10 protein-coding genes are annotated in these 12,138 nt (G+C 59.3%); 4 read left to right on the forward strand and 6 right to left on the reverse strand.

Features of this window, described 5'->3' with window-relative positions; genetic code table 11:
* Positions 1 to 15 precede the first annotated feature (15 nt).
* Genes AA0535_RS07640 through AA0535_RS07665 form a run of 6 tightly spaced genes read right to left on the reverse strand, consistent with a single transcriptional unit; the run spans position 16 to position 4,581 of the window.
* Positions 16 to 447 carry a phage scaffolding protein gene (locus tag AA0535_RS07640; protein ID WP_264815346.1) on the reverse strand — a complete coding sequence of 144 codons (432 nt, stop codon included), beginning with the start codon at positions 445 to 447 and terminating at the stop codon, positions 16 to 18.
* A complete protein-coding gene (locus AA0535_RS07645; protein WP_264815347.1) occupies positions 437 to 1,879 on the reverse strand; it encodes a phage portal protein in 1,443 nt (480 codons plus the stop codon). The genes AA0535_RS07640 and AA0535_RS07645 overlap by 11 nt, the downstream gene beginning before the upstream one ends.
* 9 nt (positions 1,880 to 1,888) lie before the next feature.
* Entirely contained in the window at positions 1,889 to 3,214 is a 1,326-nt protein-coding gene (locus AA0535_RS07650) for a phage terminase large subunit (RefSeq protein WP_264815348.1), read from the reverse strand.
* Positions 3,201 to 3,638, reverse strand: a complete 438-nt coding sequence (locus AA0535_RS07655; RefSeq protein WP_264815349.1) for a hypothetical protein — start codon at positions 3,636 to 3,638, stop codon at positions 3,201 to 3,203. The genes AA0535_RS07650 and AA0535_RS07655 overlap by 14 nt, the downstream gene beginning before the upstream one ends.
* 15 nt (positions 3,639 to 3,653) lie before the next feature.
* Positions 3,654 to 4,049, reverse strand: coding sequence for a hypothetical protein (locus AA0535_RS07660; RefSeq protein WP_264815350.1), 396 nt, complete (start codon positions 4,047 to 4,049; stop codon positions 3,654 to 3,656).
* 28 nt (positions 4,050 to 4,077) lie between these two features.
* Complete coding sequence (locus AA0535_RS07665; RefSeq protein WP_264815352.1) at positions 4,078 to 4,581, reverse strand: hypothetical protein; 504 nt, start codon at positions 4,579 to 4,581, stop codon at positions 4,078 to 4,080.
* Between the two features lie 404 nt (positions 4,582 to 4,985).
* Between AA0535_RS07665 and AA0535_RS07670 the strand changes: the two genes are divergently transcribed.
* The 4 genes from AA0535_RS07670 (at position 4,986) to AA0535_RS07685 (ending at position 11,801) form a co-directional block, all read left to right on the forward strand.
* The gene (locus AA0535_RS07670) at positions 4,986 to 5,378 is read left to right on the forward strand and encodes a helix-turn-helix domain-containing protein (RefSeq protein ID WP_264815353.1); all 393 of its coding nucleotides are present in this window, start codon (positions 4,986 to 4,988) and stop codon (positions 5,376 to 5,378) included.
* A gap of 470 nt (positions 5,379 to 5,848) precedes the next feature.
* Positions 5,849 to 9,013, forward strand: a complete 3,165-nt coding sequence (locus AA0535_RS07675) for an efflux RND transporter permease subunit (RefSeq protein WP_264815355.1) — start codon at positions 5,849 to 5,851, stop codon at positions 9,011 to 9,013.
* Entirely contained in the window at positions 9,013 to 10,194 is a 1,182-nt protein-coding gene (locus AA0535_RS07680) for an efflux RND transporter periplasmic adaptor subunit (RefSeq protein WP_264815356.1), read from the forward strand. The genes AA0535_RS07675 and AA0535_RS07680 overlap by 1 nt, the downstream gene beginning before the upstream one ends.
* Positions 10,191 to 11,801 (forward strand): efflux transporter outer membrane subunit, encoded by a 1,611-nt coding sequence (locus AA0535_RS07685; RefSeq protein ID WP_264815357.1) that lies wholly within the window; start codon positions 10,191 to 10,193, stop codon positions 11,799 to 11,801. The genes AA0535_RS07680 and AA0535_RS07685 overlap by 4 nt, the downstream gene beginning before the upstream one ends.
* Positions 11,802 to 12,138 lie beyond the last annotated feature (337 nt).

Genomic DNA, 12,138 nt, shown 5'->3' on the forward strand with positions numbered 1-12,138 from the left:
TCCCTGATCCGCTATTCAGATGATGCCGGCCAGAAATTGCCGCTTGCGTGCCACGTAATCCTGATCGGTAAGCCGCCTCGCGTCCTGCGTTTCGGCGGACGCTGGACGGGGCGTATTCGTCTGACATTCAGCGCTCGTCTTCCCTCCTGCGGTCTCTCGAAAAAGATAGCGGCGCGCCCGTTTGGCTTCTGCGATTGCGGCTTCTACCCCCGTTGGAATACCCTCGTCAGACCACCCGATCGCCGAGCGATCCACGACCCCGAGAATAAGGTCAGGATCATGGGCCCCGACACGCATGGCCTCGGCGCGCAGGGCTCCTGTCAGAACAGTCTGCCGCGCCGCCTTGTTAACCTCGGCCATTTCTGCCTGATGGCCCTGAACCAGGGAGTCACGCTCAACAGTGAGCCGAGCAACAGTTTCGCGAAGCGCATCGATTTCATCCGTCATGGTCGCTATTTCCGAATTCTTCCGTCACGTCGCTTTGCGTCGTCCGGATCTTGATCCATTCCGCTGCGGGATCCGTGATACCTGCCGCGCTCGCATAAATTCGCGCTGCATTTTCGCGGCTCAGGAGCCCGGCATCGAGCGCGGTCCTCAGACCCGCGGCCAACGGCTGCAATTCAACCTCATCTGCCGTGAACCAGGCAGGCCAGTGCAAGGCGAGCCCTCCCGGATCGAGGTCACGGTACCTTACCCCCCCGATATCGAGCCCCCCTGGCAAGACAGACGAGAAATGACAAAGCATTTTGTACAAGCATAACAGGCCGTTATGACCAAAGCTGCCTCTGAGGCGGTCGACCATCCAGATCAGGGGCTGGCACATCAGTTCCATGGCGCGTCCCGATTGCGGGGCACCCAGCCGGTCGCCATGCATCCGGTTACCGTGGAGCTGCTCGAGAACAAGCTGCCGCAATTCCCGGTAATGAGAAAGTACAGCGCCCGCCGCCGCACCATTGATCTCGAGAAGCTTGGCGTCCCCTTCCGGGGGCAATGTCAGTGCCGAGGCTGCCCCGCCCTGTCGCGCTACACCCTCCGGTATGTCAGGCGTCTTGAGAACGAGTGTCGGGTCCGATCCGTATTTCAAACCCCTTCCTGCCTGTGAAAGCAGGTAGTCTGCCTCTATAACCGTATCGATCGCCTTCTCGAAGCTGCACTCGCCTTCGGGCTCCCGACCATCTCCGCCGGGATTGCGTATCCAGACGATAGGCACAACACCCAGACCATGAACCACCGTCCGACCACTATCGATACGCGGCTTGCCCTCTTCTCCGACAGGAAAGGGTACGTCGTACAGGATCTCGCGTCGTGTCCAGCGCCGCTGCCACCAGTAGCGCGTTTCTTCCCCACCGGTTCCAGGCGTGATCCCGTTCGCCAGCAATTCCCGACCTGTTACGACATAGCGCTCTGTCACGCTCAACAACGTGCCATCACGATCCCATTCCGGTGTCAGATAGGCTGTGCCAAGTACAGAAACCGAGGCCCGATCCGAAATCACCTCGACCCAGAGCGCAACCGAACCAACAGCTCCCCAGAGTGCCGCCTGCATCATGCATGGCTGCAGCGAGGCCTCGGCAGCAAACCGGTTCAGCGCCAGGGCAGTCTTCGCGTCGAGTGACAAGGCCAGCGGCCAATGAGTGGTCCCGAAAAGAAGCGATACCGCCTCATCGACGACAGTCCGGCACAGATTGGTACGAACAGAAGGACGTCGTTGGGATAGCGGAATATACTCCCCTGCCGGGCTGCGCTCCATCGCAAAGGGATAGGGCAAGACATCATATTGCGTCCCGTCGAGTACCTTCTGCAGGGCCAGAAGCCTGAGGGTACGCGACGTCAGCCCCGACGATGACGGGTATCGTCGCTGGAGCGCCAGCCAATCCATGCCATTTCCTTATCTTGAGAGGCTGAACCAGCCCCGGTCCTGCCACCTGCCCTTTACGGGCTGGGGCTCGATCATCAATTCGCTCAGAGCCCAGATCAGTGCGTCGGCACGGTCGGGTGATGTCGCACCGCCAAACCCCCGCACGGAAAACAGGCACAGCTGTGCTTCCAGTTCGACAAACCGGCCATGGTGCACCAACCGACCCTGTTCATAGAGCGCTGCCACCGGCTCGGCGCGCGCCGCCTTACCGCGCGACGCCGTCACCAGTTTCAGGGACGCTTTGGGATCGACACTGCGCAATGTGGCCTCAACAAGCGCACCACCGAAATTGCGTTCCGCCACGATCCTGTCTGCCCGCCATGACGCAGCGGCCTGAATCGCGCGGCGCGCCCAGCCCATTGGTGTATCGCGTCCCGAACAATCCTGCAGCACATGCCCGACCCCTTCATGATCAATGCCCGCCACCACAATCCCGATCTCGTCGGCACCCATATCTCCTGGCCCTGCCGCACCAGAGGGATCGACGGCTACCACGATGCGACGCATCTGTGTGATAAGGCTTTCCAGATCCTGATCATCGGGTGCCGCACGACGCTGGAACATATCCAGCCGCCATAGCGCGTCTTCGATCACGCTCTGATATTCGCCCAGTAGAAAACGTCTGCGTTCGCGCTCCGGGAGGGCGTCGAGCTGCTGAAGATAGACCTCGCTCAGATTGGCCCTGTTCTGCTCGGGATTCATGATCATCGAGGCAAAAAGCGAGGGATCGCCGTGCTGCATGCCCGAACGTGGCTCGATACCGCCCTCGAAAAGCGCATAGAGCCAATGATCCGTCGTTGGCGGGTTCGCGTCGATATATTCCCGGGTCTTTAACGCACAACGCTGCGCCAGCCTCGTCAGAAGCATGTTGCGCGCGCTGTAGCTGATCTGGCTTGCCTCGTTCAGATAGATCGTCGCGAATTCGAGACCCAGGATTTTCTCGGTGCGCGTTGAGTCGTCGAGGCCGCCAAACAGGATGGATGAGCCGTTCCCGAAAATCACGCAATTGCTTCGCCCGTCCCATTTGTATCTGACACGTGGAAAACAGCACTGCATAACCTTGGGAAAAGTATCCTGGATGATACTGGCCCTCAGCGCGATCTGGCGGTGCCGGAACACGCCATGACGCGACTGTGGCACGCGCAAAGCCCTGATCACCAGAGCCCTGATCAGGACGAATGTCTTCCCCGATCTCGACCCGCCACGCAAAAAGATATGCCGCGCGCCGCTACCGAGCAGCCGGTTGGCCTGGATCTGCACGGGCGTGAGGGCAAAGCGCTCCCTAAAGAGCGTCATCGCCCTCGCTCGTCACGGGGGGAAGATCATCATGATCGGGCGTCGTTCGCCCTCCACCGAAACTTGCCGGGCGATGAGCGCGCAACAGCATGCGCAGCAGGCCGTCACTATATCGTTTGCGTGTCACGGGCTGACCCTCGGCATCACAGACAAGACGCCCACCATGCAGAACAGGCTCGTCATATCCCTCGATAGCCCGGCGACGCGCCTCGCCCTCCAGCAGGTCGGTCGCCTCCTCAATCGCCAATCTCCAGCTCTCGCTGAAAAGTGGATCTCCTTTGCGCCAGTTATAAGCTGTCTTGCGATCAATACCGGCAGCACGTGCTGCATCCGATACATTCGCCGCCTTTTTCAAATGCTCGAGGAAAACGTCACGCAGGGCGCTGTCCCTGGGGCGCTTCCGTCTGATGAGCCTGTCGTTCATTTTGGCTCCATTGCGTTACCGGCGGAGATATCGACCCGAGGGCTTCTGCCCTTCCCCTCGCGCTTGAGTTCTGCCGGAGCCTACCGATGAAAGGCGTCGGTCGCTCTCTCGCATTTCCTGCGCCATATGATGCAAGGCCCGTACCACGCAGTCAGGTTGCACCGCCCCCACGCCGATCAGCGTCGAAAGACGTCGCCGGCAAGGTGTGGCACGCAGACGCATGTCGCGAAATGGCAGATTGGCCGTTGCGAGATCACCCCAGTGAAATTCGAGATCGGCGCGATGGCGCAAATCCGAAGCCAGAATCAGGGGGCAAAGTACCGCCTCACAGGCATCGGAAAATACGACGAGGAAGAAACACTTCCGACAAACTACGATATCCCCAGCTTTTATCTGGGAATTTGTTTTCATATTTTTATTTCATTATTGCTTATATATACTACAATAAATCATAACTCGCAAGTTTTTTATTCTTATAGCACTCAGCAAGCCGCTCAAGCGCCAGAGCGCATTGCGCTGCCGCCTTTGTTCGCGCCTGGGCGCGCGTTCCTTCCGGAAACACCATGCGTGCAATATCTGGGAAACTCATCTCCCGAACCAGCATCATATCGATACGACTATAAAGGCTCGGTCCGAGAATCTCGCGAAGGACACGCAGGCGCTGGGCGCATTTGCCGCGCCCAAGCATCCAGGTGTGAAGGTCACCCTTCTCCACCTGACGGCCACGGTCATTGGTCTCTATCGTGCCAAGCTCGGCATAGTCATATTCCGCCCTCCAGCGCCGGGCGGCAGCCACTTCGTCATCGCCGACATCCCCGGCCTCGTAGAGCCAAGCCACAGTCGACCATACGACGAGTGCCTCGCCGGCCTTCTTGAAGCGGCCCCGCCGCAGTCGTTCAGGCGTAGGACTGCAATCCATGATGGCTGGCGCCAACTTGGTCATGATCGACCTCCCTCTTCAAGTGCATGATGATCGGCGGCTAACACTCAGCGCCCCCGCAGAAAAGTCGTTGTTCGCCGCATCTCCACGTAGGAAGGGGCTTCTCCGGCAGGCCAAAGCGCCTCCCAGCTCACAACATGGCCAGCAGGCAATGCGCCCGACTCATCGCGCTCGGCATCCCGGACAAGAATGCCGGTGGGCGGTGGCGGTACAACGTGCTGGTCCAATGCTGCCAACGCCAACATCAGTTCTTTTCCCGAAGCCGCACGTCTCGGCCGTTCCTTGCAAAGCCTCATACCACCCTCATGCATGTTTCTGATCATTGGCTAAATGCCACCGACTGGAACGTGGCAATTCCTCACAAATACCTACTGGATTTGGCAATGAGCCATTGCTATGAATGTCAAATGGCCAAACACAAACGCCCTGATTCACATGCGATCGTTCAGCGCGCCATCGGGAAACGCATCACCTGGGCAAGGGAACTCGTCTTCCCCAATCAGAGCGAATGCGCACGCCTGCTTGGCGTCGACGCCTCAACCCTCAACAAGATCGAGAAGGGTGATCGCGCGCCAAGCGTGTTTCTTATCCTGTCTCTGTCGAACCGGTTACGGGTCTCGACCGATTTCCTTCTGAAAGGGGTCCTGAACGGCCGTACGGATGAAGAGATGGCTCTTCGTCTTGCAGCCCTGCACCCAGAGCTGGTGCTCCAGCCCACGGACACGGGGTTGCACAAGGGCAGAAACATGCCTTTCGACATGCCTGATCCGCCCAGGATACCAGATGGGGACCATTTTTAGCGTCCTTGTTCTCATCGCACATCCAGAACACAGCCTTCTTCATTCGCCGACAAGACGTACGACGCGGTACGCAGCAAAGAACAGAACGTGACCAAGCACGTCTTCCCCTGTCTTTCGCGCCTCACGCCGTCGCGTATTGATCAGCTTCAACCGACCAGCTGCGCCTTGAAGTCGATCCGACTTCTGGACGATTAACGTCTTATTAATGGCATTGTGCCATAATGTCAAGAATAGATCATGGCGTTTCGCCATAAAGGGAGTGGCGCGCAGGTTGTTTCGCGTTCTCTAAAACAACATTTATGCGACATTTTATGTCTGCGCTTATACGATCCGAAGATGAGTGATCTGAATAAGTAATGGGCGACACAAAGCAGCCGCTATCATTTTCTTAATGTTAATTCGGATTAATGAAACAACACAAACTGCCGTAAGGCATCTTCCCTTCGTACGAGAAGAGAGCGCATGAATTCATGAACGCCATCGTCGTAACTGCCTTAAGGCGGCCCCTGACCTTTGTCGTCTTTTCGATCCTGATTCTGATGTTCGGAATCATGTCGATCTTCAAGACGCCTACCGACGTATTCCCCGAAATCAAGGTGCCGGTTGTCTCGGTCATCTGGACCTACCCCGGTCTGCTACCGAACGAATTCGCCGGACGAATCACCTATAATTTCGAGCTGGCAGTCACGACGACTGTGCAGAATATCGAGCATATGGAGTCGAATTCCTATTACGGGCGTTCCATCGTCAACATCTACTTCCAGCCCGGCACCCCTGTCGGTACGGCTGAGGCAGAAGTGACGGCCATCTCCCAGACAATCCTGCTCGGCCTGCCTCCCAAGGTTCCGGCCCCCATGATCGTCGCGCTCGATCCCTCGCAGGTTCCCGTCATCGCGCTTCAGATCACCTCCGAAAAACAGACCCCGTCTGACCTGTTCAAACTTGGTGTCATCCGCGTGCGTCCGCTTCTTGCCACGGTTCCGGGCGCGGTCGTCGCCCATCCCTATGGCGGCATGGACAGCTTCGTGATGGTCTCGCTCAATCAGGAACAGCTTCGAGCCCATCACCTCTCGGCCGCCGATGTGCAGGCAGCGCTCACCGCGCAGAACATCGTTCTCCCCGCCGGTGACCAGAAGATCGATGCGACAGACTGGATGGTCCAGACAAACGCGGCCCCGGAGTCGATGGAAGACATCGCCAATATTCCGGTCAAGCGCGTCGGCAACGCCGTCATCTATATTCGTGATGTGGCCGATGTGTATCGCGGCGGTCATCCCCAGACCAACCTTGTGCTTGTCAAGGGTCGTCAGGCGGTCGAGATGATCACCCAGAAGGGCGGTACGGCCTCGACCCTCGACGTGGTTTCCGCCACCAAGGCCCTTCTGCCACGCCTGCGCGCCATCCTGCCCCCGGACGTTCAGGTCTCCATCCTTGCCGACGCCTCAGTCATGGTGAAGGAGCAGATCAAGGACGTGGTCCGTGAAATGATCACGGCCTCCATCCTGACCGGTATCGTGGTGCTCCTGTTCCTTGGTTCGTGGCGTTCCACCGTCATCATCGCCACCTCCATCCCGCTTGCCATTCTCTGCTCGATCATCGGGCTCGGCTGGGCGGGTCAGTCCATCAACATCATGACCCTTGGCGGCCTTGCCCTCGCCGTCGGTATCCTCGTCGACGACGCCACCGTGATGATCGAGAACATCGATACCCATCTCGAAATGGGCAAGGATCTCGAACTCGCCATCATCGACGCCGCCAACCAGATCGTCATCCCGACCTTCGTTTCCACCACCTGCATCTGTATCGTCTGGCTTCCGCTTTTCGAACTGTCAGGGGTCGCGGGCTATCTCTTCATGCCCATGGCGCTCGCCATCATGTTCGCCATGATCGCGTCGTTCATCCTGTCGCGTACCCTTGTGCCCACCATGGCGAAGTTCCTCCTGGCCGGTCAGGTCCATCACGCCCACGGCCATGACGACCACGCTCCGGCGCCCAAAGGCTTCTTTGGTCGCTTCCAGCGTGGCTTCGAGCACCGCTTCAACAATTTCCGCGAAGGCTACAACACGCTGCTTACACGTTGCGTGGCCCGTCGCGGCATGTTCGTCGGCGTGTTCCTGCTGATCTCCGTCGCCTCGCTCGGCCTCTATGGTGTAGCGGGTCGTGACTTCTTCCCCGAGGTCAAATCCGGCGCGCTGCAGATGCATATGCGTGCCCCGCTCGGCACCCGCATCGAGGTCGCAGGGCGTATTGCCGCCCTGGTCGATAACCGCATCAACCAGCTCCTGCCGGGCAAGGTCGAGAACATCATCTCCAATTGCGGCCTGCCTGAAGGACCGCACAACCAGGCCTTCATCCCCACGCCGACCGTCGGCACGCAGGATTGCGATCTGACCATCGCGCTGAAGGACGAGGAATCCCCCGTCTGGGATTACCGGGCCCTGCTCCGCAAGGACCTCTCGGCACGCTTTCCTGGCACGGTCTTCACCTTCCAGCCCGCCGACCTGACCGACAAGATCCTGAATTTCGGTTCGGCCGCACCGATCGACATCCAGCTCTCCGGCCCCAGCGTCTCGGATAACTACAATTACGCCAAACACCTGATCGGCAAGATCCGCCAGATCCCGGGCACCGCCGACGTTGTCATCCAGCAGACCATGTCCACCCCTACCCTCATGGTGAACGGCAACCGTACCTTCAGTCAGGCAACCGGTCTGAGCGAAAACGATCTCGCCACCAATGAACTTCTGACTCTCGCCGGTTCTGGCGTGGTCGATCCCCAGTTCTGGCTCGATCCGGTCGATAACGTGACCTTCCCGCTCAACGTCTATACGTCGCAGGACCAGCTCACCCACCTGAACGACCTGCTCACGGTTCCCATCGACAAGGGTGACGGCAACCCCAACGACCAGACACAGCTTCTGGGCGCCATTGCCGATGTCGTACCCACCGGTACACCAGGCGAGGTCTCGCATTACAACTCGATGTCCGAGATCGACATCTACGTGAACGTCGAGGGAACCGATCTGGGCAACGTGCTCGACGCCGTCAACGACACCATCGCCAAGGACGCACCCAACCTGCCGCGCACCACAGCGGTCGATGTCCACGGTCAGGCTACCACCATGCATGGTGCCTATGTACAGCTCGTCTTCGGCCTCTGCGTTTCCGTCGTGCTGATCTATCTGCTGATCGTCGTGAACTTCCAGTCCTGGCTGGACCCGTTCATTATCATCACGGCCCTTCCCGGCGCGTTGGGCGGCATTGCCTGGGCCCTGTTCCTTACCGGAACACGCCTGTCGGTTCCGGCGCTCACCGGTGCCATTATGTGCATGGGCACAGCGACAGCCAACTCGATCCTTGTCGTGTCCTTCGCTCGTGAGCGCCTCGAAGTCCATGGCGACGCGCTGCGCGCCGCCATCGAGGCTGGTTATGGTCGTATCCGCCCGGTCCTCATGACCGCGCTCGCCATGATCGTCGGCATGATCCCGATGGCGACATCGAACTCCACCAACGCGCCGCTCGGCCGCGCCGTCATCGGCGGACTGATCGTGGCTACCATCTCCACCCTGCTCTTCGTGCCCTGCGTCTACGCAATCCTGCACAACCGCTCTGCCCGCCAGAAGGAAACCGTCTAATGGCCACCTCCCCCAAGATCATCGCTGTTGCGGGAGGATGCGTCCTCGCGCTCTGGGTCGGCGCCCTCGTTGTCGGCCGCGTCCACCACAATCATGCTCTCGCCACCGAGACGCAGCAGAGCGCCATCCCGAATGTCGCCGTGCTCAACCCCATCCAGTCGCCCGACAAGGTGGCCCTCACCCTCCCCGGCAATATCGATGCCTGGTATCAGGCGCCAATCTACCCGCAGGTCTCGGGCTATGTAAAAATGTGGTTTAAGGATTACGGCGCCCATGTGAAGGCAGGGGATGCGTTGGCCGAGATCAATGCACCCGCGCTGGACGCGCAATACGCGCAGGCGCAGGCCGATCTGAATGCCGTGCTCGCCAAGTACCACCTTGCGGCTGTCACAGCCGAACGCTGGCGTGCCATGGGCAAGTCGCAATCGGTATCGGGCCAGTCCGTCTCCGTGTCGAACGCCAATGAGCAATCTGCCCGGGCCGAGGTCGACGCGGCCCAACGCAATGTCGACCACTTCGCTGCTCTCGAGAAATTCAAGACCATCGTGGCGCCCTTTGACGGTATCGTGACGTCGCGCAGCATCAACGTAGGCGATTACGTCCATGATGGTGGCGGCAACCTCAACAGCACGGGCGCCGCATCAGAGCTCTTTACCGTGGCCGACGTGCACAAGCTGCGTCTCTTCGTCTCCGTGCCGGAAGTCTTCTCCTACATCCTCCAATCCGACATCAGCGCCGATGTCAGCGTGCCTCAGTTCAAGGACAAGAAATTCCACGCGAGCTTCCTGACCACGGCGCGCGGCTATGACCCGAACACCCGTACCGTGACCTCGGAATTCACCATGGAAAACCCCGGTGAGGTTCTCTGGCCCGGCACCTTCGCCTCAGTCCAGCTCAAGGCGCATAACGAGACGGCGCATCTTTACGAAGTACCGACTTCTGCCCTCGTCTTCGAGGAGAAGGGCATGCAGGTCGTCGTCGTGAATGACGACAACACGGTCCATTACAAGAATGTGGTCGTCGGACGCATGGCCGACACCTCGACCGAAATCCAGGCGGGTATCTCGCCCAAGGACCGCATTATCGCCAACCCGCCAGCCGATCTGCTGGAAGGTGACAAGGTCACCGTCACCACCCCCCAGCGCGGCTATAACCAGTCCGGATTCGGGGCCTCGGAATGACCACACATAAGATCAAGAAGCTGGCACTGGCCTGCGGCACGGTTCTGACGGCTTTCGGCCTGTCAGCCTGTGACCTCGCGCCAACCTACAAGCCGCCCACCTTCGTCGTGCCAGCCACATGGCACGGACAAGGCCCATTCGCGACCGCCACCCCTGCCGATACGACCCTGCCCACCAACTGGTGGACCTTGCTGAACGACCCGCTTCTCAACCAGATGGAAGCGACGCTCACCACGTCCAATGCCGATCTGCAGGCCGCAGCCGAACGCTTCATCCAGGCACGCGCCCTCGTCGTACAGGCCCGTTCGGAGCTGCTGCCTCACCTCGCGCTCGGTGCCGGTGCCTTCGACAACAAGCAGTCCGAGGACCGCCTGTTTCGCTACAAGGGCAATATCACCGAGACGGATGAAGAATATCACGGCCTCGCCTCCTGGGAGCCCGATTTCTGGTCGTCCATCCGCAACCATGTGCGTGCCCAGAAGCAGTTCGCCCAGGAAAAAGCCGCCGACTTCGCCATGTCGCGGTTGAGTCTCCAGGCTGAGCTTGCTTCGGACTATGTTCAGTTGCGCGGCTATGACGCCCAGATCGCCATCTACAATCAGTCGATCGGCTATTACCAGAAGGCGCTGCAAATCACGCAGAACCAGTTGCTGAACCAGGCCGCCCCGCGTCTCGACGTGGCCCGTGCTCAGGCGCAGCTCTACTCGACACAGGCAGCCGAGCTCGATGTGCAGGCCGCCCGCGAGGTTACTGAGCATGCCATCGCCATCCTGACCAACGCCTCACCCTCGTCGTTTCACATCGCACCGACGCAGGTCATGGGCTTCCATCAGCCCAACCTTCCCGCCGGCGTCCCCTCCGAGCTGCTCCAGCGCCGCCCGGATATCGCCAGCGCCGAACGCGAAATGGCTCAGGCCAATCGCGAGATCGGCATCGCCCGCGCCGCCTTCTATCCCCATATCTCGCTTCAGGCAGGCGGCGGCTTCGCCCAGAACGGCTTCGATCTGGCCAATCTGGCCAATTCGCTCTGGTCCTACGGTGCTTCCTTCGAGCTGCCTATTTTCGAAGGCGGCATGAGACGCGCCGAGCTCCAGCATGCCTGGTCGTCCTACCGCGAAACACGTGACAATTACCGTAGCAAGGTGCTGGATTCCTTCCGTGAAGTGGAAGATGGCCTGTCACGCACCAGTCGTCTCGATCAGGAAAATCGCACCCTCGAAAAGGCGGTCGACGCCACCCTAGCTACACAGAACATGACCATGACGCTCTATCAGGGCGGTGTAGGCACCTATCTCGAAGCTATCTTCGCTCAGGTTCAGACACTGGAAACCCGCATTCACCAGATCGAGGTCGCAACCCGGCTCTATCAGGCAGATATCGGCCTGATCCGCGCGCTCGGCGGCGGCTGGAACGTCAAGCTTTTGCCGACCATGGATCAGACATTGTCCATCACCCCACTGCAATATGATGATCTGCACCACCCGCAGCCCGTCGGAGGCGTGGATATCTCCCAACACCCTGAGCAGTTCGAAAATCTCAGCAGCGCGGCCCCTCAACTGCCCGCCGCTGCAACGGGCAAGACCCTCCGCCCGATAAACGACCAGTGAAGCGCCTCGGTCCCGGCCTTGTTCATACGACACCGAGCCGGGACATCTCCCCTTTGGGCGAGATCGGGCGCCCTCCTACCGACAGCTCCGAAGCAAGTTTGAAATATCTAGCTTATCAAATTCCTTTCTGAAAAATATTGACAAATAGAGCTTCATTGAGAGCCGCTGTATATCGATAGGATATTCGCATCGATCTATAATGAGACGTTCGGTCATTACTACTTTTAACCGTGCGCATCCTTGAATAATCAGGTCAACCTGAGAGCCTGTTTGGAAAGTTGGAGCAGATGTGATTCAAGCTCTGGATGTGGACACCAGAGCAGAGGGCCCGAATGGC

Origin of the sequence: Asaia krungthepensis NRIC 0535, assembly GCF_025995175.1 — a bacterium.
Taxonomy (GTDB): domain Bacteria; phylum Pseudomonadota; class Alphaproteobacteria; order Acetobacterales; family Acetobacteraceae; genus Asaia; species Asaia krungthepensis.